Genomic DNA, 21,972 nt, shown 5'->3' with positions numbered 1-21,972 from the left:
CACATCTGCTCCAAGTTCTTAACTTTTTGTCGCGAATATTCGCATAATTTTAAGCCGTTAGTTTTTGCTAAAAGGCTTTAGCACTTTATTCATGAAGACTTTAGAAACAAGCCAAATACTTGATAAAATACCTAACAGCATTTTTATAATAGAAGTGCATGATAATAGTAAGTTTAAAATCAATCATGTAAACGAAGCTCAGCTGACTTCTATCAATAAAAAGCGATCTGATATTGTTGGGAAGTTTATTCATGAAATTCTTCCGGAAAGACTTGCCAATTACACTTCCTCCATGTACCAACAATGTGTAGATAAGCGTGAGAGAATTTCCTACGAAGAACAAGTTGATTTACCGGATGAAGGTGAAAGGTATTTCTTGACTACCATCACCCCTATCGAAGATGAGGATAACAAAATAACTAGGCTTGTAGGTACTTCTGTTGAAATAACAGAGCAAAAAAAATCGGAACAGTCATTAAAGGAAAGTGAGGAAAAATACAGAGGATTTGTTCAAAATAGCAGCGAAGGCATCTACCTGTTCGAGTTTAGAGAACCTATCGATAGCTCCTTACCTGTTGATGAACAAAGAGAACTGATTTTTGAAAATGGTTACATATCGACCTGCAATTTGGTGATGGCAAATATGTACGGTTACAATGACATTGACTCATTAATTGGCAAAGATCTAAATGCTTTATGGGGGGCAATTGGTGAAGAAGAAAATATTGAGTATTTGACGAATATCATCGAATCAGGATATGATATTAAAGATGAACTAAGCGTTGAGGTAGACAAAGACGGGAATCCAAAATACTTTCTGAATAGCATCACTGGGGTAGTAGAAAATGGTTACCTAACCCGTGTATGGGCAACGCAAAAAGACATCACCTCAGAAAAGGTTTCTGAAAACAAGATTCAAGAGTCCTTAACTGAAAAAAATACTCTTCTTTCTGAAATTCACCACAGAGTTAAAAATAATTTGGCAGTAGTATCCGGAATGATGCAGCTGCAGGCTTTTGAATCGGATGATGATGAGCTAAAAGCAAAACTATATGATAGCGTGGTGCGCATAAAAACAATGGCCACCGTTCATGAGCTACTGTATCAATCGCAGAGCTTTTCACAACTTGAGTTTTCTGAAACGCTTCAAAAATTGGTTGAGAATATATCCGATACCCTTCAAACCTCAACTCCAATTGAAACAAACATTCATTGTAACCCATTGAAGCTTAATATTAATCAGGCTATTCCGGCTTCATTAATTGTGAATGAAGTTTTGACCAATATCTACAAGCATGCTTTCGATGGGCATGAACTTGGTAAAATCGATTTTGAGCTAACCGAAGAAAATGAACTGATAAGTATAAAGATTGAAGATAATGGTATTGGCTTTGAACCTGACTTTGTTGAAGGAGAAAGCAGCTCTCTTGGCTTACACCTAATCAGGCTACTGAGCGAGCAAATTGACGCTACCTACACTTATAAAAACCTGGAAGATAAACCAGGTGCTTATTTTGAAATCCAGTTTAAACGGAGTAACGAGATTTCAGGAATCGGTAGTGCAAATGTTAACTAAAGGTATAACATCTTTAGTTTTCGAGTAAAATAGGCAGATTACCAACCTGTAACAGTTCCGCTAACTTCTTTCCAACATAAGTATTATCTCTCCAGCCCATAAATTCGGTAGCATTTGGGCCATATGCCATTAAAGGAACAGGTGTACCGGTATGATAGCCTGTGGTCCAATAAATTTCCAAGGAATCTCCGTCCGCAGTTTGACGCTGTAGAGTCATCCCTCCTGTTTCGTGATCAGCAGTAACTACAACAAGGGTCTCGCCATCTTCCTGTGCAAAATCTAACGCTGCTTTAACCGCCGCATCAAAATCCTGAACTTCATTAATTACATAATCAGCACTGTTGCCATGCCCACCCCAGTCAATCTGACTTCCTTCAACCATGAGGAAAAAGCCCTTCTCATTTTTGTTTAATATCTCAAGTGCTTTAGAAGTCATAGCAGCTGTTGAAGGTTCACCTTCTGCCCTCTCTAAACCATCAGAAGCAAACAAACCAAGCAATTTATCTGAAGTTGAATTATTGAGATCATCAGCATTTAGCAGAACCTGATATCCTTTATCACTGAACTCAGAAATCAAATCTCTTGAATCCGATCGATCTTCAGAAGAAAAATACTCTACTCCTCCTCCTAACAATACTTCAACACCTGAATTTAAAAACTGAGCAGCTATCTCATCTTCCATACTTCTGCTTTCAACATGAGCAGCAAAGCTGGCGGGCGTTGCGTGGGTTATAGATGAAGTTGAGACAAGACCGGTGCTTAAACCTTTTTCCTCAGCAAGCTCAAGGATGGTCTTACAAGGCGTTTTATCAGGATTAACCCCTATGGCACCATTGTAAGTCTTCAGGCCGCAGGAATATGCTGTAGCCCCAGAAGCTGAGTCTGTGATTAAATTATCTGAAGAGTGTGTTTTAACAATCCCTGTTACCGGCATGGTTTGCACATGAAGAAGACCGTCCGAGCCAACCGTTGCATACTGACCAGATGTTAACTGTGCGATTCCTGTACCGTCTCCGATCAAAAAGATAATATTCTTTATAGTTTTACCTTCAACAAGAGGCAGTAACTCCGGAGTAGCTTCAGACTCTGCTACAGAAATATTCTCTGTAGGATTATTATCTGATGAATCTTGACAAGCTGTAGAAATTGATAGTATAAAAACTAACAGGAATAATCTTTTCATAGCACAATTTTTTATTCTTAAGATAAAAATTCAGATTTAAGCGAAGGTTATTATAACGTAAAATTAAGAAAGTGATATTTATGAAAACAACGCTTTAATCAATCCCCAAAAACCTTTTGCAGGCTTTAGAGAGTTTTGATTTCGCTTTGTTGCTTTCGTAATCCTTTCTGCTGGGATAGCAGGCTCTTGCCGCCCGTTATTATTACTATTCCGTTCCGACTTCTTAGGAGAAGTCTTTTTAGAAGATTTTGAGGAGGATGATTTATCATCTTTTTTCTGAGTGCTTTTCTTTTGAGATCCTTTCAGGATAACATCAACACTCTCGAGGTTCTCGACAATTTTGTTGGCTTTGGCAATATCTTTATCCGTTAATACTTCTGCTTCTTTCTTTTCCGGTTTTTTAGATTCAGCTTTCTTTGGGGATGGTTTCTTGCTTGCTTGCTTATTCGAGTCCTCTTCCTTTTTCTGAGGAGCTTTCTTGCGTACCGGCTTCGATTTAGTTTTCGAATTGCTTTTATCTCCGGGATCAGTAAGAATCTCGAGTTGATCTCCTACCTTATCCTGAATTGCTGAAAAGGCTCTCTTATCTTTCTTATTCACAAAAGTAATGGCGATACCTGTTTTATCGTAACGGCCTGTACGCCCTATTCTGTGCACATAATCTTCCACTTGTCTTGGTACGTCAAAGTTCACAATTAGTGAAATGTTATCAATATCAATCCCTCGGGCTAATACATCTGTTGCCACAATAACCGGGTATTTTCCACTTTTGAATTCATGAAGTGCCTTATTCCGTTCATCCTGATCTCTGTCTCCATGAATACTTCCAGCTTTAATGCCTTTCTTTTGAAGAAGTTTTTCAAGTTCATCAACTCCCCTCTTTGTAGCACAGAAAATAATGCAAGATTCCCAGTCAAGGTCGTCCAGAACATTTTGAATCAATCCAAGTTTCTCTTTCTGCTCAACAAAATAAGCTCGTTGAGATATGCTCCCTGATGGCTTCTCAATTGCAATCTCAATTTTCTCCGGATTGTTCATGAAATCATTAGCCAGCTTTTTAATTTGATCTGGCATGGTCGCAGAAAACAAAAGGGTTTGCCGCTCTTTTGGGAGTTTTTTAATGATCTTTGTTACATCCGGCAAAAATCCCATATCCAGCATCCGATCTGCTTCATCAAGAACCAGGAATTTTATATTGCTGAAATCAATATCCAGCACCTTAGTCTGATCAATAAGTCGGCCGGGAGTAGCCACAATAATGTCCACACCAGAACGAATGGCTTTGGCTTGCTGTGAAAAATCAGCCCCACCAATAACATTGGCAGATGAAATACCCGTGTGATAGCCTAAGGCAAAAATCTGCTCATCTATCTGCTGGGCAAGTTCTCGGGTTGGTGAGAGAATCAAAGCCTGTGTATGCTCTGAGGGATTCTCTAAAATCTGTTGAAGTATTGGAATTACAAATGCGCCTGTCTTACCTGTTCCTGTTTGGGCAGCCCCAATAATATCCTTCTTATCAAGTATGATCGGAATTGTTTGTTCTTGAATCGGAGTAGGTTCTGTGTAGCCAATATCTCTTAAGCCAGATTGTAGCTCGTCTTTGAAATCAAAATCGTTAAATGTCAATGGATTCGTCTGTAGTGAAACTTTTCATTATGTAACAATATACACAGATAAGCGATTATTTATTCCACTTTGCTATGATTTGCCCTATTTTATAATGATACCGAACCAAGATTAAATTTCTAAACATCAAAAAGTTACTTATGACACTTAATAAACTATTTCTAAGTGCCCTATTGAGCATATTAATGCTGACTACAGCTTGTAATCAGCCCCAAATGGGCACACCCAAAGCGGACCTTTCAACAAAACTTGACAGTGTGAGTTACGCACTCGGGTACCAAAATGGTACTTTTCTTAGCCGTGAAGGGATCACTGAATTAAATATGAATAATTATAATGCCGGAATTGGTGCAGGACTTTCTTCGGAAGATGGGTTACTCACTCAACAAGAAATTCAAGCAGTAACCAACAGCTACCTGCAGGAAATCACTGAGAAAATTAGCCAGGATAACCTAGATGAAGGGCAAGCTTTTCTTGAAGAGAATAAAACCAAGGAAGGAGTTATGGAAACAGAATCCGGCCTTCAGTATAAAGTAATTGAAGAAGGTGACGGAACTTCTCCTTCAGCACAAAGCACCGTTCGCGTTCATTATGTTGGCGAATTGCTTGACGGAACCATTTTTGATACAAGCAGAAAAGATGTAGCCCAGGCAAACGGACTTTATAACCCACAAAGAGAACCTTATAGTGGTGCTGAATTTCCTCTTAACCGTGTTATTCCCGGTTGGACAGAAGGTGTTCAGCTAATGAACGAAGGCGCGACTTATGAGTTCTATATTCCCTCAGAACTTGCTTATGGAAGCAGAGCTCCACAGGGCAGTAAAATTGGACCTAACGCTACGTTAATCTTTGAAGTGGAATTACTCGAAGTTAAATCCCCTGGCTCTTCAAACTAATATTCTGAAGATCTGTTTTGTTGATTAAGCCTGGCATTTAAAATAATGTCAGGCTTTTTTTATTACCCTTTATAAGATTTACTTAATGCTGATTAAGAATATCTAAGGGTTTTTAACTAAAACTATACCGATATTTATGAAAATAAATAAGGGGAAACGGCTATCAACCGCTCCCCCCTGATACGTTGGCTTTTTGGGGTACAATTTATTTTGGGGCTTAATATTAAATTGTAGCTTTTTGGTAATAATTTGTTCCGAGGAAGTTTAACCCCCTCTAAGGACCCCAAATTTTTTCCTTCAGACCACTTCTTCTTGATACAGATCTAAGTATTGTTTTACGTAAAACATCTTCATTTACAATGATAAGAGTGTTTTTACGGGCTCTTGTTACAGCAGTATAAAGAATCTCTTTCGAAAGCACTGAATTTACTCGATTTGAAAGAATTACTGCTACTTCGTCAAACTCCGAGCCCTGACTTTTGTGTATCGTAATAGCAAATGCTGGTTCGTAATCTTTAAGACGATTCGCTGAAAGACTTTGCCCTTCCTCTCCTTCAAATTCTATAACTCCGTTTTCTTTATCCGTATAAATTCCAATATCCCCATTTCTAATTCGTAGTAAAGCATCGTTTCGGGTAGCCATCACAATTCTGCCTTCATACCAGATTCTTCCGGCTAATATATTATGCTTCCTTTTAATGATACTCTCTACTTTCCCGTTTACTTGTTCAACTCCAAAAGGGCCTTTTCTAAGAGCACATAATATTTTCTTTTTGTTTGATGCACTCAGGCGTTGATCCTGAGGCTTCTTTTGGAACTCAGCGTGGTGGTTTACCGCATAGTCTCGGACTATAGTTTCCATATTTTCACTTGTCGGCTCCAGCCAGTTCAGGTCGGTAAGGTTGGAATCCTGAAGTATCTTTATAGCTAAATCGGGATTGGACTCATTTACAGCAGCAGCAAATTTTTGGATTCCACTGTTTTCTCCGAAGCGGTAGCTTTTTGTTAAAAAGACAATACAATCATTTATTGAAGGCTGATCCTTAACAATAGGTATATTTGTTCCCTGAATTTGGCTAATTGATTTAGCTATCCTGTCTGAGAAAGAGTTATCACCCCCGCAAATATCCCCCAGAATAGAACCTGCTTCAACAGAGGCCAACTGATCTTTATCTCCCAACACAATCAGCTTAGTATTTGAACCAATCGCGCGAATCAGGCGAACCCACATGTTCATATCCAGCATAGAAGCTTCGTCAATGATCACAAGGTCGTATGGGAGTGGGTTTTCTTCGTTGAATGAAAATGAGGCTCCCCTAAAATCTGACCCTAGTAATTTGTGAACTGTTTGGGCTGAATCCGGAATCTGTACTTCACCCTGCATTTTATCAGGTAAGTTATTTTTGCCAGCTTCGAGAGATTCTGCCAGCCTTCGTGCAGCTTTTCCGGTCGGAGCAGCTAAAGCAATTCTGAAATCTCCTTCAGGTTTGGATAACAGGTGTGCTGCGATAATATTTAGAACCGTGAATGTTTTGCCTGTTCCTGGTCCTCCGGAAACGACCACAATATCCTTCAAAAAGCTAAGCTGAACTGCTATATGCTGCCAATTGGTTTCAAAAAGATCTTCTGTAGGATTGAGTAGAGATTGCATGACCTTTTTCTCTATCTCAGAAATTTGGTTCGTTTTGGAAGATTTATGATTCAGCCAGTCACATAATTCTCCTTCAAAACTCCAAAATCGATGCAGATATAATCGACTTGATTCTAGAATCAGAGGTTGTAATTCTTTTCCATCGCTTACAATAGGACACTCTGCCAAAGATGTAATCCATTGTTTCTTAATGGAATCGGTGAGTTTTAGGTTCGATTTCTTGTCATTGAATAGCCATTCATCATCCCAATTAGCAAAATCAAGGCAGACGTGACCATTCTTTTGAGCGTAAATACAAGCAGCCGCAGCCCAAAGCACATCATCCTGAACCGACGGGTGTATTTCCAATAGAAAACGAACAAATTCGACTTCTACAGCCGAAATCACTTCTTTTTCACGCAAATCTTCAAGTCTGGTCAGTACGCTCATTCTACCCTCCCTGTACTGAAATATCGGTCCATCTTATCAATAAGCTTCTTATCTGGACGGTCGAAAAAGACTCCACTTCCCGGCTGGGTCACTTCTACTCCTCTTAAAAATAAATACAAGACCCCACCAAAGTGTTGATCATATTCATAACCCTTAATTCTGTTTCTAAGAAAGCGGTGGAGAGCTAGTGTGTAAATATGGTACTGAAGGTCATATCCAGCATCAGTAACCGCCTGAGCAAGTTTAGGAGAATCATAGTCAGAAGCCTCATGCCCCAGGTGATTCGATTTGTAATCCAGTATATAATACTTGCCTCTATAACAGAAGGTCAAATCAATGAAGCCCTTCATAAACCCGCTAAGAGATTGAGAAATTGATGAATCGGGTTCATTTGTTCTAATGAACTTCCACAGCTCCTGAGCATCAATACCCTCAACCGGAAAAAAGAACTCCATTTCTTTCAGAACTTCGGATTCTTTCAAGGCAGAAAGGGATAACTTAGGATCACCAAGATTATGGCTTAATGCATTTTTGACCCACTTTTTAACGGGTTCTTGCCAAATAGATTCAAACCCGTAATAATCCAGATTATCACCGATTACTTGTTCCAGCTTCTTGGGATTATCAAACCGAATATCTTCGAATATGTTATGCAAGCAAGTTCCGGCCCCGGCTCCTTTGGGAAACCCATATTTATTGAACTCAACAGTTTCTTCTTTTTGGGAGGTAAATAGCTCGTCATAGTCACGGCCAACTTCTCCATGTTCTTTGCCTTCTGCTAATGAAGAATAGCTAAGCATTCTTGGGTATAAAAGCGCGTCTTTTCGTTTAAATTCTCCCGCTTTTAAAGTTTCTGCTTTTGGACTTTTTTCTTTTGGGGTTGAATTCTTTGGAGTTTCTGAAGGCTTCCTCACTTCAATGTACTCACATTCATTAAGCCGACTCTTGATGAATCCATAATCTGCTTTTTGATCATTCCTAAAACCAGCTATGATACTCGCCAACGCTGAGTCATCCATTTTTTTATAGTCTGGCAGGAAAATATAACAAGCAGAAACCGAACGGGTTAGAGCAACATATGTCAGCCTAACCTCCTCTGCCTTTTCCTGATCTTCGGCTAAATCAGAAAATTCTTCTCTTTTTGGGTGAGTAATTCCCGCACTGATGTCAATGAAGTTTTCGCCTTCTTTGTGAAATTTGAGGAGATCGTTCTTTTTCTTAGCAGCTCCAGAATCCCATAAAAATGGACACAAAACAATTGGGTACTGCAACCCTTTTGCCGCATGTATAGTTGAAATTTGTATCAGGTTCTCGTCACTTTCCAGTCGCAGCTGTTCATCATCGGATTCTGTACCAGACTTATTCATCTTTTGATAGAACCACTTTAGTAGCGCCTTTCCCTCAATACGAAACTCTCGCTCTGCCTTAGCCAAGAGCTCCGATAAATGCATCAAGTTGGTGATTCTACGTTCTGCATCTTTTTGTAAGGCTAATGATTCCTGCACATCAAAAACAGAAAGCAATTGTTCTATCGAAGATTCAATCCCTCTCTTCTCCCATACTTGTTTGAGCTCAACAAATTTCTGAATAATCGCGGACCATTCAGGCTCATCATCCAATAATTCGTATAGTTTCTGAGCGTTAAAACCAAGCAATTCCGTTGCTAAAGCAGCTCTTACTCCAGGTTCATAACTTATCTTTTGAATGGCCTTTAATATCAAAAATAGCTCATCGGCTTCTTTTGACTCAAAAACACTACTCCGGGACTTCAATACACTTTTAAGCCCTTTATCGCGAAGTCTGGCTTGAATCTCTTCTCCTTCAAATCCTTTGCGCACTAAAATCGCAATGTCCTTCTCTGCAACACTCCGATCATTAATTGAATACTCTCCAGACAATAGCTCTAAAACTTCACCACACACCGCATCATACAGCTGATCTTTAAAAGCATCTTTTGAACCGGACTCTTCATTGTCGAAAGCAACGATCTGCATGGGGTTTACCAAGTTGCCCTTATTATCTAATATATATTGGTCATCAGATTTTTCATCAGGGAAATGAGCGGAATTAAAGGTGAGCCCATCAAATAGAAATGGGTTATCAGAAATCGTATAGAACTCATTAACACCCTCAATCATCCGCTTATTGGACCGGAAATTATTGCTCAAAGTATAAGACTGTGAATCATCGGCATCCTTTTTGGCATCCAGATACGTGAATATATCCGCTCCTCTAAAACCATAAATAGCCTGCTTAGGATCACCGATCATAAACAAAGCCGCATTCTCCCTTCCTTCATACATTTGGCGGAAGATGCTATACTGTGTAGGATCTGTATCCTGAAACTCATCCACTAAAGCCAGTGGGTAATTTTCTGAAAGTTTAGCACCTAATTTATTATCACTATTACTTCTTATGCCTGATTCAACTACTTCTAACAAATCATTGTAAGAAAGCAGGTTACCTGATTCCTTTTCAGCTTCAAACTGTCTCTTTATTTCTTTCGCTGCCTCCTTGATGAAGATGGGTTTCAGCATCTTTAATTGCTCTGTTATAGCAATAAATTCATCGACAATTCCAAAAAAATCAAAGTGCGGAACTTGGTAGGATTTCTTACTGCCCCGGTCTTCCATATAGCTTCCGAAACGTGATAATCGATCAGAAATAGAGATAGACGGCTTTGCTTGCTTTAGCCAGCTTTGCAGTATCTCCCAATCGGGCTGTCGTTTTGATTTTCTGAATGCATTCCCATCTAAATCACCATTAAAGTAAACATCTTCAAATGCTTCTTTCTCTTGTACCCAGGTAGCCTTTGCTTCTTCAAACTTTGACCTCCAATCATCCAAAAGTGAAAATAGCTCTTCCTTTGTTGGTTTCTCGGGAACCAGAGATGTATTAGGCCGATTAACAATTTCACTAACTATCGCTTTTAGTTCATCGGGTCCAAAGCCTTCATCCGTTAAATAATCCAGAATAATGTAAGCCTGTGGATCATCCTCAGCTTCTACAGTGAAATTTCGCCAGTAATCATCTACACAATCCTGAAGGAGCTCCGATTCATCCGTCAACAGCTCAAAATCTGGAGAAACACCGAACTGTAAGCTAAATTCTGTGAGAATACGACTACAAAACCCATGAATCGTGAATACGGCAGCCTCATCGAACAAGTCAACAGCGTTACGCAGCCTTGATGATGCTTCCGGATAATCTTTTTGCAGGAGCTTTTTTAGAAAGGGATCTTTTCCGGGCTCCCCTGACTCAACCGCATTTAATGATTCCTTTAATCTGTTTCTCAAACGAAGCTTCAGCTCTGCGGTAGCCGCTTCCGTGTAGGTCATTACAAGGATTTGGGATGGATCTAATCCCTTCTCCAAAACCGCCCTCACATATAATGAAGTAATATTGAAGGTCTTACCCGTGCCCGCACTTGCCTCTACAAGGCTTATTCCCGACAGAGGAGCATCAAATACGTCTAAAGGTCTACTCATGCTCCATCTCCGCCTATTGCCTCTAAAAATGGAACCCAAAAGCGAAGACCCTTTTGCTGGAAAGCTTCGATCTCTATAGGATTATAACCCCGCCAGAGTAAAGCATTGAAATAATCTCCGGACTCTCCGTATTGATTAAATTTTGTCACCTGCCATTGAGATTCGGCTTTGGATTTTGCCTTTTCCAGATCGCTGCCATCTGAAAAGGTTTTTGCAAAGGATTGGGATGAGGCAGGAAAAAAAGCTGCTTTGTTTAATATTGGCTCATTTGAGAAAAACCACTTTAAATAGTCATTAAGAGGATTTTTATAAATATTCTCTGAAGGTATTTCAAGGATATCAACACTATCATCATCTTTCGAGAGGAATATACTTTTGGTAATCGGAGTTCCATTACTCAACAGTAAAAGATGTTTTAACCAGTGGCCAACCTCATGCTTCTCCCTTCGTTTGCCAACACGATAGGTAACCAATACGTCGTCATAAATTCCGTTGATGATTCCAAGAATCTCTGCTCCTTCAAAATTTATACGAATATCTTCCTTACGCTCCTCTTCGTTTGTCAGATTCTCCAGGCTGTTTACTAACTCTTGAATATTCTCTTTTTCGACTTGAAATGACTTCTTCCCTTGAAGTTTTTGGGGAATTAAAGCAGCAGCTGATGCAAAGTTAAATACTTGGTTTATGGGGTGATCATTTGCCAGTGCATCGAATAAATAGTCGTCCAGTTTATACCGATCTAAGCCCTGCAATTTAAACTGCTCTCGATCAATAACTTCATTAAATGAGTTATAATTCTTAATGTTTAATTCATTCTGCAATAGATACTTAGAAGGATGACTGAAATAATTTATTATATCTGATATATGAACTATATCAGTTGTGTTATGTGAATCTGAGCTCCATGCTCCATCTGTAAAAAGGATAGGATGATCCTGACTCTCCAACTGCATTTTTTGGGCGAGATTGAGGTTAGAATCCGAGTAAGACTTCAACCCCTTTCCATCAAAATATTTTTTATTGAATGGATGTAAACTATGGCGAATAATTCCCTTCCCTTCCTCTCCCTTTGTATCGAGTAATTGCTGAATCAAAATGGAAGGTAATCGCTCCGAATCAGACCGCTGATCTTGCCCCTTATAGCTTAGGTGTAGATGAGTCTCAGCAGCCTGCAGGGTTTCCAGAAATAAATAGGAATCGTCTTCTTTCAAGATTCGGTCACCTGGTTTCGGCTGGGCATAGATGAGATCGAATTCAGGCCGAACTGCCTTTCTTGGAAAAACACCCTCATTAATGCCCAACATCGCGATAAATTTAAACGGGACTGAACGATATGGGATGTAGGAACTTACCGTTACTCCCTGACCAAAACGTCCGGAACTTGAATCATGAGACTTTAGCTGTGAAGTAAGCCAATCTTTAATAAGGTCAAAATTAACTTTTGGGTTCTCCTCTGTGAACTCCATTTGCCGACGAAGCTTATCAAGTAACTTCCTTAGTGAAGCGCTAGCAGCTTCTTTACCATCTGATTGACCTACAAAAGTATCTACTAATGACTCTGTAAATTCAATCCATTCTGAGGGAGTTTTACTCGATTCTGATCTATTCTTAGCGTCCTTTAACGCGTGAATGAATTGTGAAAAATTAGCTGTTAGTTCAGCATCATCAGAGGACGATAATTCACCAAAAGGAACCAACCCGTTATATACTCCCAGGGAACCTGATTGCATCATAAACCCTGAAATCAGTTGGTTTAACCCTTTTCGCCAGCTATACTGCTCGTTGAATTCTTCGCCTAACGAGCGATGAACTCTATTGACGAGTATCCAATCTTCCAATAAGTCTAGATGGTCATCGGTAAGTTTAAATTTCGATTTAACAGGCTCGAGGTTGAGTAACTGTAAAACTGCGGTGGCTTTGAATGATGAACTTAAGAGCTCAAGAAGTTCCGAAATCGTGTATTCTGCTGATTGGTAGTTCTTTCCAGAAAGTTGAGAAACCGGCAAAACTGGTTCTTCCTCGTTAAATACGGTTTCCAAAATACCAGCATACTCTTCTGCATCTGGCACCATAGCGAGTATATCGCTAGCCTTGGCATCATGATGTTCATCAAGAAAGCTTAGGATTTCATTCTTCAATACCTCCACTTCCCTGCGATTATTATGACAGGAATGAATTGCTATCTCAGGTAATACATTTCTTTCACTTGCCAATAGTTCTTCCTGCGAAAAAGGCAATTGAGCATTATTCAAAATGCTTTTTAATAAATTCAATTGTTCAGATGCCGGCTTGCTCCAGTTTAAAACAAGGTTTTCAATTTCTGAATGTGGTTGAACATCCTGAACAGATTTAGTGAAGTATTGAAGCTCGATTTGGGAGGAAAGATTAGAAATCACTTCCAGAAAGGGCTTTGAAGTTTGTGAAAGCCCAAAAACATACAATTGCTTGGGGATATGATCCCAAATTTCGTTATCAGGGTCTTGCAACCAATTCAGTAGCTCGGCATAAGCTTGTGATCTTCTGGGGATATCTCTTGTTTTTTCCGATTGGTTCCAAGCTTGATTCAAACTTCGCCAGATAGATAGCTGCCACTTTTCATCTTTATGCTTGGTAGCAAGTTTCCCATGAACCCAATTCTCCATCATATCGGGTCTATAAACCTGATATTGATCAAAATTATCAGCCAACTGATTACTTAGCTGAAATAGCCGTTTGCTGTCGCCTTCAGTATTTCCAAAAGAAGGCAGTTGCTTCAATAATGCAGCGTTAGTTGTCAGCTGCTTAAAAATAGCCCACTGCATAGCCTGAAGGTCACTGGGAAGTACTTTAGGCACCTCATCATGTTTAAGCCGATAGAGAAGCCATATGAACTCCGATGGAAATATAAACTTCAGATTCCCGGCAATACCCTGATCCTTGGCTAACTGTAGGGAAAGCCATTCTTTAATCTCATTATTCTGAACTATCACCCATTGCTGAGTCAGCGGATTTGCACTATCAGGTGCAAAGATTTCTGACAAGTGATTAGATAGAAGCCGTAATGAATGTGATTGATAAATATTGAACATAGTGCCTTTATTCTGAGGCACATAATAAGAAAAGCATAGAGTTTTAAAAGCCCCTTTTATCGATTATTAAGCTTTTTAATCGCACTTTTAAGAATAGCATTAACAATGGATGAATATGAAGTTTCCCGATTGTCAGCGATATCCTTAATTCCATCTACTACAGGCTCTTCGAGGTAGTAACTAGCTGTTGTTTTAGAAACCTTGGTGAAATTTTGATCATGCTCCTCCTTGTCCTGCTTCTCATCAGAAGGAGTAATAAAATCAAAAGACGCATGTCTCCGCGTGCTATATGCTAGCGGATTATGCCCAAGGCTCTTTTTCTTACTCATTGTTTAATGGCCGTTTTTTATTTCTTTAGCTAATGCGAAGTAATCTTGTGCACCCGCACTATTTCCGTCATACTCAAAAATAGTTTTATGGTGACTAGGAGCCTCAGCAAGCGCAACGTTATCACGAATAATCGTTTTAAATACTTTTGGTCCAAAGTAATCTTTAATATGTCCTACAACCTCTTTGTTGAGGTTTTTCCGGCTATCGTAAAGGGTACAAATTATCCCACCAACTTCGAGCTTATTGTTCAGTCGTTGTTGTACAACTTTTACTAAATCAAGAAGCTTTGACAAACCGTGCAGGGCAAGGTATTCAGACTGCAGCACAATGAAGATATCTTCAACAGCAGTAAATGCATTCAATGTTAACAGACCAAGGTTGGGCGGGCAATCAATCAACACATAGTCATAATCGTAATCATCCAGCTGCAAAATTAAGTTCTTAAGTAATCCCTCCCGAGCAGGTTCGCTAGCCAGTTCGAGCTCAGCACCTGATAGTTCCAGAGATGAAGGAATAAAGTCAAAACCATTGTGTTCAATAATCATTTCTTCCACGCTGGCAGTACCTCTTAGTGCGTGGTAAACTGTCTTTTCAAGCCTATGAGAATGCGTTCTTAGCGAGTAAGTTAAATTTGCCTGAGGATCCAGGTCAATCAATAGAACTTTTTTACCTAATTTGGCAAGTCCTGCCCCAAGATTAATGGTTGTTGTTGTTTTACCAACCCCACCCTTTTGATTAGTTAATGCAATTGTCTTCATAATATATCTAAGCCGTGATAATTCTTTTTACTTAGAGAGTAATAATTTGCCCTTTTGTTACAATAATATTAGTTCGGCGGATTGTCCAATAGAACTTTTTAATTGTCATAAAGAGCAAAAAGAAACTATTTCATTTATTTTTATCTCTTATCTTAAATGTACCAATAATGAAGATAGATATAATGAGATTTTTTAGCCGAAAACTAATTAAGCCAGAAGACCTAAATGCCCACGGCACCCTTTTTGGAGGTTCCGTTTTAAGCTGGGTTGATGAGGAAGCAGCGATATATGTTTTATGTCAACTTGGGAAAGGTAATATCGTTACTAAGTACATGTCGGAAATCAATTTCGTAAATTCAGCTAAACTGGGTGAAGTTATTGAGATTGGTATGGAAACTGTTAAGTTTGGCAGGACTTCCATCACCGTTAAGTGCGTGGTTAGGAATAAGTTTGATAAAGACACTATTATAAGTATTGATGAGATTGTTTTTGTTCACCTTGACGAATTCGGTAAACCTACCCCTCATCATATTACTGAACCTGCAAATGATTAAAGACTAGATTGAGTAAGAAAGACAAATTAGTAGATTTTTCGAGCCTGAATGAAATGTTGTATGGTGAGGAAAAGTATATTCAGGAATTTGCAGAAGCTGCGATTAGTTCATTTCAGGAATTTTCGGAAAACTATAAGAAGTTTTTACTACAACGGGATGAAACAAACTTCAGAAAAGCGGGACATAAAATTAAGCCGGTAACCCAGATGCTTGGAGTTGAACAGATACTGGATGAATACGAGCACGCAAAAACGCTTATTTGGGATGAAGGACCTCAGGAAGAGTTAGAAAAGTCTGCTGATAAGGTTCAAAGCATTTGCTCAGATGTTGTCAAAGAATTAGAAGAAAAACTTTAGATACATATACCTAATGAGCGTATTAGTCACTGGTGGAGCGGGTTATATTGGAAGTCATACCGTACTGGAGTTATTAAATGAAGGCCAGGATGTGATTGTTGTTGACAATCTTTCAAATAGCAGCTATGAAGCATTAAAAAGAGTTCAGAAAATCACGGATAAAGAACTCACGTTCTACGAAGAAGATTTACTCAATAAAGCAGCACTTGATAAGATTTTCACAACACACAACATTGATTCTGTTATACATTTTGCTGGATTTAAGGCTGTGGGTGAATCTGTATCAAAACCGCTAAAGTATTACGATAATAATATTACCAGTACGCTTTATTTGTGTGAACTCATGAAAAAGCATGGTGTTCGAAATATTGTTTTTTCATCTTCAGCCACAGTTTACGGAGATCCTCACGAGGTTCCGATAACTGAAGATTTTCCTCTTTCAGCAACAAACCCTTACGGTCGTACAAAGCTTTTTATTGAATACATTCTAAAAGACCTTCACATTGCCGACGATTCCTGGAATATTGCTCTTTTAAGATATTTCAATCCCGTTGGCGCTCATAAGAGTGGCTTGATTGGTGAAGATCCCAATGACATTCCAAACAACTTAATGCCCTATGTATCTCAGGTAGCAGTTGGAAAACTAAAGGAGCTTTCGATTTTTGGGGATGACTACCCTACTGCTGATGGCACCGGTGTTCGCGACTATATCCATGTTGTTGATCTCGCAATTGGGCATCTAAAAGCACTTCAAAAATTAAATACCAATCCGGGGCTAGTCGTATATAACCTTGGAACAGGAGCCGGCTCAAGTGTATTAGATATGGTTAAAGCATTTGAAAATGCATCAGGGAAAAAAGTGCCTTACAAAATTGCGCCAAGAAGACCCGGCGATATCGCTGCTTGCTACGCTAATCCTTCGAAAGCAGAAAAAGAACTTGGATGGACAGCAAAACGTGGAATTGAAGAAATGTGCAGGGATGCCTGGAAATGGCAATCTGAGAACCCAAACGGTTATAAATAATTATCGAATCTACTTTGTTATTTACCCTTTTGTAGTCTTATCTTTAAATCTGTTCGAAAGCCAAAGTGGCGGAATTGGTAGACGCGCGCGACTCAAAATCGCGTTTCTTCGGAAGTGAGGGTTCGAGTCCCTCCTTTGGTACAAAGCCCTCAAATTTTTTTGAGGGCTTTTTTTTTGGCCATTACGTCCGATAACAAGCTTATCACTCGCAATCCTGATGAATATTATAGATTTATAATAAATCTGTAACACGTATAGGGTGCGTACACTCTTGTAAACAAAAAAGAATCAAGGAAGGAGCAATATGGTCAAGTATTTAATTTTCTGCGTATGCGTAGCAGCAGGATATATTGTTTATAGTAATTTCCCTATTAATCACGGTCCTGGTATAACTGCGAAAGAAGAACCCAAGATAAAAAGTCTAACCTGGCAAGAACCCTTCTCATTTAAGGGAGCAACACTAATTCCCAAAAAAGTTATTGAAGCTGAAGTTAGAGTTATAAAAAGAAAACGTTATTTCTTTGACGGTTTCTCAAGGTATTCTCCGGTGGATGCTATTGTAGGCTGGAATGTGTTATCAGACGAAAGAAATCTGGACTACATTTACTACCAAATGGATAACCGGGAGTTTGAAGTGGATCTAACACGCCCGCCAGTTGAATTACAAACCATTTATATGGAAAGTGATTTATGGCACTTAATTCCTTCAACTGCTAAAATTGATGAAAATTTAAAGAAGCTTCGTGATGGTCACATCATTAATATAAAAGGCCTTTTAGTTGATGTAGAGCACGATACAGGCTTCAATTATACCACAGAAACACAGCTGTCTAAAAGTAAAAATGAAAAAGGATATGCCCTTTGGATCGAGGAAATAGATATCAGATAACAAATATAAAGTTTCTGTTGATTGTATTACCCCCAAAAATTATTTTCTTTATGCAAACACGGAGGGTATAACTCTTTGTGAGTTAAACATTAAAGTAAATCGGGTACATATGTCAGCGAAGCAAAAGGGTACAGTTAAATGGTTCCATAACACAAAAGGTTATGGCTTTATTAGTACAGAAACTGGTGAGGATGCATTTGTTCACTATTCTGAAATTCAGGCAGATGGTTTTAAAAAGTTACGACGAGGTGAAGAAGTGGAATTTTTATTAGATCAAGGTGATAAGGGCTTGCACGCTAAAGAAGTTGTATCTCTCAATCCTGTTGAAGATCAGGTAGATTAAATGGCTTGGCTTAAAGATGCCTATTTAGATTTAGTTGTTCTTGTTTTCATTTGTGTATTCGCGTTCTACACTAACAATATAATTGAAGTAATACTTTGGGTTTACACCGGTCTTCTGCTATTGAGTAAAGTGCTGGTGTTTTTCATGCCCTCTCTTAATCGGAAAGCTAATCAGTCAGAAGCTCCCCCACTTTTCTATCATATAGTCTATGCACTAACAGTAGCTATATTTATTTATATTGCTAAGTATTACCTAGCTGGTGCATGGTTAGTTATTTGGATTGAATCCATGTTTAGCTCATCATCAACTAAGAAAAAATAATTTTAATCTATTACTGCCATTCCTTGAAGTTTAAGGCGTTACTATTTTTCTCTGCATTATTTCTTTTTTCTTTTATGAATTTGAATGACTCGCTTGCCCAGAAGCAGGATCCCAGGGAGATGTTCTATTTCTTAGGAGGCTATTCTTTCAACTCGGTTAAGTTTTTAGGGAAGACTGAAAATTCCGAAACACAAATTTTATCTCTTGGCTACCAAAAAGAGATTAAAGAATATGGAAATGGTAAAATACTTTGGTACACCGTAGACTTCATACCTTATATCCATTTCTTGTATCCTAAAAAAGATGATGGAAATAGGATAGCTACTAGAAGAGGATTCGGTGTTTCACCTTTTGGGTTCTCACTTACGCAGGCTAATCCTAAAAAACTTTCTCCTTTTATAAAAACATCTGGTGGCTTTGTTTATATGGAGAATGAGTTTCCTACCGATAACGCCAAAAAGCTTAATTTCACTTTCGACATAACTTTAGGTGCGGATTTAAAGTTTAGCTCTTTTGGAATGATCTCGTTTGGATATAAATTTCATCATATTTCAAACGCAGAAACCGGGTCGCAGAATCCGGGTCTGGATTCAAACTTCTTATTTCTCAAATTTTCAATTTAATATTACTGTTATGAGCTTGAAAGCAACTATACACACATCAAAAGGCGAAATTAACGTACAACTATTTTCAGAACGTGCTCCAAAAACGGTCGCTAATTTTGTAAACCTTGCAACTAGAGGGTTCTTCGATAATTTAAAATTTCACCGTGTTATAGATAATTTCATGGTTCAAGGCGGGTGCCCGAATGGAGATGGAAGAGGCGGTCCGGGATACCGCTTTGAAGACGAATTCCATGAAGAACTTATACATAACGAACCCGGCAAACTTTCCATGGCTAATGCCGGACCTGACACAAACGGAAGTCAGTTTTTTATTACCCACGTTGAAACACCATGGCTAGATGGGAAGCATGCCGTTTTTGGAGAAGTTGAGTCTGATTCAGATCAGCAAATCGTAAATGATATATCCCAAGGAGATCAAATAGAGTCAATCGCTATAGAAGGCGAATATGAGGAGTTACTTCGCAAAATAGATCAGGTTAAATATTGGAATGAAACGCTTGATGAACAATTCTCAAATCTTAAACCTGCGGCTGTCTGATGATTTGAATGGGTAAAATTTAGTAACATTTTCCATAGTCGCTTCGTAGAGAGCCTTAAATTTACACTCCAATTTATCACTCTATTATGAAGCGACTTTTATCTTTTCTGACTTTCCTTGTTACCATTGCTGTTTTATCCGGCTCAGTAGTTGCTCAAGACTACGATGACATCAGTGAAGAAGAACTTAAATATAGAAAATGGAGAGTAACCCTCTTCCCTCCTCTTAGTACCAATGGCATAAAAGCACCGGAGTACACTGCGCGTTATTCCATAAACATTATAGGTGGTTATCATGGTGGCTTAGATGGTTTAGAAATAGGAGGATTAGTAAACTACACCAAATTCTATTCGAATGGATTCCAAATAGCCGGTCTTGCAAACGCTTCTGGGGGGAATATAGCAGGGTTTAATGTTGCAGGAGGTGCTAATATTTCTAAAGGTGATATGTCAGGAATTCAAGTTGCCGGGTTTGGTAATATTGCTGGTGAAGATCTAGAGGGAATCCAAGCTGCAGGACTTTTCAACATAGCAGGTAACAATTCAAGCGGACTACAGTTTGCAGGTATTGGCAATATTGCTAAAGATGATATTGAAGGTCTGCAAGGAGCAGGTATTGTTAACGCAGCTTGGGGAGACATTTCAGGTTTGCAAGCTGCAGGGGTTGCAAATATTGCTCGTAACAACGTCGAAGGATTACAGGCAGCAAGTGTACTGAATTTTGCTGGTTCTGATATCTCAGGACTACAAGCAGCCGGAGCAGCTAATGTAGCTTTTGGAAATATTGAAGGACTTATGGCAACAGGTGGTGTAAATATTGCACTAGAAGACGCTAGCGGTCTTTTCGCTGCCGGGCTTTTAAATATTGCTAATAATGTTGAAGGTCTTGCTGCTGCGGGTGTTGCAAATATTGGGAACAACCTAACCGGACTTCAGTTTGCAGGTGTTTTAAATGCTTCTCAAAAATCTACCGGAGTGCAAGTTGGCCTTATCAATATTGCACAAGAATTTGAAGGTGTCCCGATTGGCTTATTTAGTATATATGGCAACGGACGTCAAAATGTGGATATGAGATTCTCAGATGCTGGGTTTACTGACTTTGGGTTTACATCAGGTACCTACAGAGTATATAACACTGCAATTTTTGGATATAATACTTTATTAGACAGAGATGTTTATCGGGTAGGTTTAGCCGTTGGGCTTGAAAAAAAGATCAGTGATTCCTTCGAAAACTGGAGCAATGAAACCATGTATGTAAATCAGGAATTTTCGCTCACACATCAGTTTGAAGAAAAATGGTCGTCTAAACTAAACCTCATTTACTCCTACAAATTCTTAGTTGGTAAAAGATTCGGAAGCGGCTTTTCCCTTTATGGTGGACCTACATTTAATGCACAAGTTACAAGAGTTCCTGGAGCTGCGGACTATACCTGGTATAGCATTTGGTCGCCAGACAGGAAAGGCAGGCAGTATAGATTCTGGGTTGGGTTTACAGCCGGTGTAAGGCTGTTCAAGCAAAAGACTGTTCCTGCATTGAAGGACTCCTTTCAAAACTGGGACATTAATTGGGATTAAATATCCTTTGGAGTTAATCTTTTAGTAAGAATTATTTATTTCATTAAATCTAAACTTAAACCAAGTTCGTAGTGTTAGTAACTTAAAAGTTAAACTAACGAAAAATTTAGATTATGAAATATGCAGCTATATTTGGTGCTTTGCTAACGGCTCTTGCTCTGTTACTTTTGTTTGCTGGAAATAAACCTTCTACCCACGTTCACGATGAGGACACATCGGTAGCTATAGAAAGCATAGCTGTTCAAGATACTCTTAAAGAAGGCGAGTATCCTTTTCAAAGAACGGAGACAGAATGGAAGTCAATTCTCACTTCTAAGGAATATAGAATCCTTAGAGAAAAAGGTACTGAATTTCCGTATGTCAACGAATATCACGACTTAAAGGAAGATGGTATTTATGTATGCGGAGGTTGTGGGCAAAAGCTATACAGCTCCGAACACAAGTATGATAGTGGAACAGGCTGGCCAAGCTTTTGGAAACCTTTAGCAGACTCTCTTGTAGGTGAAAAACCTGATAATAGTATGTTTATGACTCGAACTGAAATCGTATGCTCGAATTGTGGAAGTCACCTAGGTCATGTTTTTGATGATGGCCCTAACCCTACTGGTTTAAGATATTGCATGAATACAGCAGCATTGGATTTTATACCTAAAGCAGAAGTGGCTACTAATTGAAATTAGTGTGTTGTAAATCAGGGTAACAATTTGGATTATAAGGCGTCTCACAAGGACGCCTTTTTTAT

19 protein-coding genes and 1 tRNA gene are annotated in these 21,972 nt (G+C 38.9%); 13 read left to right on the top strand and 7 right to left on the bottom strand.

The window, feature by feature from the left end; all coding sequences use genetic code 11:
- The first annotated feature begins 91 nt into the window (after window positions 1-91).
- Window positions 92-1,576 carry a hypothetical protein gene (locus CL667_01225; protein ID MAL16304.1) on the top strand — a complete coding sequence of 495 codons (1,485 nt, stop codon included), beginning with the start codon at window positions 92-94 and terminating at the stop codon, window positions 1,574-1,576.
- A gap of 13 nt (window positions 1,577-1,589) precedes the next feature.
- On the opposite strand, the gene CL667_01220 is transcribed toward CL667_01225, so the two are convergent.
- Together CL667_01220 and CL667_01215 are read right to left on the bottom strand one after the other, a co-directional pair.
- Window positions 1,590-2,759 (bottom strand): alkaline phosphatase, encoded by a 1,170-nt coding sequence (locus CL667_01220; GenBank protein MAL16303.1) that lies wholly within the window; start codon window positions 2,757-2,759, stop codon window positions 1,590-1,592.
- Between the two features lie 78 nt (window positions 2,760-2,837).
- The gene (locus tag CL667_01215; GenBank protein MAL16302.1) at window positions 2,838-4,385 is read right to left on the bottom strand and encodes a hypothetical protein; all 1,548 of its coding nucleotides are present in this window, start codon (window positions 4,383-4,385) and stop codon (window positions 2,838-2,840) included.
- A 140-nt stretch (window positions 4,386-4,525) separates the two neighbouring features.
- Between CL667_01215 and CL667_01210 the strand changes: the two genes are divergently transcribed.
- The gene (locus tag CL667_01210; protein MAL16301.1) at window positions 4,526-5,281 is read left to right on the top strand and encodes a peptidylprolyl isomerase; all 756 of its coding nucleotides are present in this window, start codon (window positions 4,526-4,528) and stop codon (window positions 5,279-5,281) included.
- A 274-nt stretch (window positions 5,282-5,555) separates the two neighbouring features.
- Here CL667_01210 and recD read toward each other — a convergent pair whose 3' ends face one another.
- From recD to CL667_01185, 5 genes are read right to left on the bottom strand one after another with little or no spacing between them, the layout of a single operon-like run.
- Window positions 5,556-7,361, bottom strand: coding sequence for an exodeoxyribonuclease V subunit alpha (gene recD, locus CL667_01205; GenBank protein MAL16300.1), 1,806 nt, complete (start codon window positions 7,359-7,361; stop codon window positions 5,556-5,558).
- Window positions 7,358-10,849, bottom strand: coding sequence for an exodeoxyribonuclease V subunit beta (recB, locus tag CL667_01200; GenBank protein ID MAL16299.1), 3,492 nt, complete (start codon window positions 10,847-10,849; stop codon window positions 7,358-7,360). The genes recD and recB overlap by 4 nt, the downstream gene beginning before the upstream one ends.
- Window positions 10,846-13,917, bottom strand: coding sequence for a hypothetical protein (locus CL667_01195; GenBank protein MAL16298.1), 3,072 nt, complete (start codon window positions 13,915-13,917; stop codon window positions 10,846-10,848). The genes recB and CL667_01195 overlap by 4 nt, the downstream gene beginning before the upstream one ends.
- Window positions 13,918-13,973: 56 nt before the next feature.
- Complete coding sequence (locus CL667_01190; protein MAL16297.1) at window positions 13,974-14,246, bottom strand: hypothetical protein; 273 nt, start codon at window positions 14,244-14,246, stop codon at window positions 13,974-13,976.
- 3 nt (window positions 14,247-14,249) lie between these two features.
- On the bottom strand, window positions 14,250-15,008 hold the full coding sequence (locus CL667_01185) for a chromosome partitioning protein ParA (protein MAL16296.1): 759 nt from the start codon (window positions 15,006-15,008) through the stop codon (window positions 14,250-14,252).
- Window positions 15,009-15,187: 179 nt separating this feature from the next.
- On the opposite strand from CL667_01185, the gene CL667_01180 reads away from it, so the two are divergent.
- The 11 genes from CL667_01180 to msrB all read left to right on the top strand — a co-directional run bounded on the left by CL667_01180 (window position 15,188) and on the right by msrB (window position 21,904).
- Entirely contained in the window at window positions 15,188-15,559 is a 372-nt protein-coding gene (locus CL667_01180; protein ID MAL16295.1) for an acyl-CoA thioesterase, read from the top strand.
- Window positions 15,560-15,612: 53 nt separating this feature from the next.
- A complete protein-coding gene (locus tag CL667_01175; protein ID MAL16294.1) occupies window positions 15,613-15,915 on the top strand; it encodes a taurine dioxygenase in 303 nt (100 codons plus the stop codon).
- Between the two features lie 13 nt (window positions 15,916-15,928).
- A complete protein-coding gene (gene galE / locus CL667_01170; protein ID MAL16293.1) occupies window positions 15,929-16,939 on the top strand; it encodes a UDP-glucose 4-epimerase GalE in 1,011 nt (336 codons plus the stop codon).
- A 59-nt stretch (window positions 16,940-16,998) separates the two neighbouring features.
- Window positions 16,999-17,083: transfer RNA gene (locus tag CL667_01165), tRNA-Leu, on the top strand.
- Window positions 17,084-17,243: 160 nt separating this feature from the next.
- A complete protein-coding gene (locus CL667_01160) occupies window positions 17,244-17,828 on the top strand; it encodes a hypothetical protein (protein ID MAL16292.1) in 585 nt (194 codons plus the stop codon).
- Between the two features lie 109 nt (window positions 17,829-17,937).
- The gene (locus CL667_01155) at window positions 17,938-18,171 is read left to right on the top strand and encodes a cold-shock protein (GenBank protein MAL16291.1); all 234 of its coding nucleotides are present in this window, start codon (window positions 17,938-17,940) and stop codon (window positions 18,169-18,171) included.
- Window positions 18,172-18,492 carry a hypothetical protein gene (locus CL667_01150; protein MAL16290.1) on the top strand — a complete coding sequence of 107 codons (321 nt, stop codon included), beginning with the start codon at window positions 18,172-18,174 and terminating at the stop codon, window positions 18,490-18,492.
- Window positions 18,493-18,515: 23 nt separating this feature from the next.
- Window positions 18,516-19,115, top strand: coding sequence for a hypothetical protein (locus CL667_01145; protein ID MAL16289.1), 600 nt, complete (start codon window positions 18,516-18,518; stop codon window positions 19,113-19,115).
- A gap of 10 nt (window positions 19,116-19,125) precedes the next feature.
- Window positions 19,126-19,656: a peptidylprolyl isomerase gene (locus tag CL667_01140; protein MAL16288.1), complete on the top strand. Its 531-nt coding sequence runs from the start codon at window positions 19,126-19,128 to the stop codon at window positions 19,654-19,656.
- 86 nt (window positions 19,657-19,742) lie between these two features.
- Window positions 19,743-21,230 carry a hypothetical protein gene (locus CL667_01135; protein MAL16287.1) on the top strand — a complete coding sequence of 496 codons (1,488 nt, stop codon included), beginning with the start codon at window positions 19,743-19,745 and terminating at the stop codon, window positions 21,228-21,230.
- A gap of 113 nt (window positions 21,231-21,343) precedes the next feature.
- Window positions 21,344-21,904 carry a peptide-methionine (R)-S-oxide reductase gene (gene msrB, locus CL667_01130; protein MAL16286.1) on the top strand — a complete coding sequence of 187 codons (561 nt, stop codon included), beginning with the start codon at window positions 21,344-21,346 and terminating at the stop codon, window positions 21,902-21,904.
- Window positions 21,905-21,972: the final 68 nt, after the last annotated feature.

It is taken from the genome of Balneola sp., from assembly GCA_002694685.1.
In the GTDB taxonomy this organism is placed as follows: Bacteria; Bacteroidota; Rhodothermia; order Balneolales; family Balneolaceae; genus Gracilimonas.
Note: the sequence above shows the minus strand (reverse complement) of the source record. Positions and strands in the feature narration are given on the sequence as shown.

Bases quoted from the DNA above. Each gene is read 5' to 3' on its own strand.
- CL667_01225 (MAL16304.1), top strand. From the start codon at position 92: ATGAAGACTTTAGAAACAAGCCAAATACTTGATAAAATACCTAACAGC.
- CL667_01220 (MAL16303.1), bottom strand. From the start codon at position 2,759: ATGAAAAGATTATTCCTGTTAGTTTTTATACTATCAATTTCTACAGCT.
- CL667_01210 (MAL16301.1), top strand. From the start codon at position 4,526: ATGACACTTAATAAACTATTTCTAAGTGCCCTATTGAGCATATTAATG.
- recD (MAL16300.1), bottom strand. From the start codon at position 7,361: ATGAGCGTACTGACCAGACTTGAAGATTTGCGTGAAAAAGAAGTGATT.
- recB (MAL16299.1), bottom strand. From the start codon at position 10,849: ATGAGTAGACCTTTAGACGTATTTGATGCTCCTCTGTCGGGAATAAGC.
- CL667_01195 (MAL16298.1), bottom strand. From the start codon at position 13,917: ATGTTCAATATTTATCAATCACATTCATTACGGCTTCTATCTAATCAC.
- CL667_01190 (MAL16297.1), bottom strand. From the start codon at position 14,246: ATGAGTAAGAAAAAGAGCCTTGGGCATAATCCGCTAGCATATAGCACG.
- CL667_01180 (MAL16295.1), top strand. From the start codon at position 15,188: ATGAGATTTTTTAGCCGAAAACTAATTAAGCCAGAAGACCTAAATGCC.
- CL667_01175 (MAL16294.1), top strand. From the start codon at position 15,613: ATGTTGTATGGTGAGGAAAAGTATATTCAGGAATTTGCAGAAGCTGCG.
- galE (MAL16293.1), top strand. From the start codon at position 15,929: ATGAGCGTATTAGTCACTGGTGGAGCGGGTTATATTGGAAGTCATACC.
- CL667_01160 (MAL16292.1), top strand. From the start codon at position 17,244: ATGGTCAAGTATTTAATTTTCTGCGTATGCGTAGCAGCAGGATATATT.
- CL667_01155 (MAL16291.1), top strand. From the start codon at position 17,938: ATGTCAGCGAAGCAAAAGGGTACAGTTAAATGGTTCCATAACACAAAA.
- CL667_01150 (MAL16290.1), top strand. From the start codon at position 18,172: ATGGCTTGGCTTAAAGATGCCTATTTAGATTTAGTTGTTCTTGTTTTC.
- CL667_01140 (MAL16288.1), top strand. From the start codon at position 19,126: ATGAGCTTGAAAGCAACTATACACACATCAAAAGGCGAAATTAACGTA.
- CL667_01135 (MAL16287.1), top strand. From the start codon at position 19,743: ATGAAGCGACTTTTATCTTTTCTGACTTTCCTTGTTACCATTGCTGTT.
- msrB (MAL16286.1), top strand. From the start codon at position 21,344: ATGAAATATGCAGCTATATTTGGTGCTTTGCTAACGGCTCTTGCTCTG.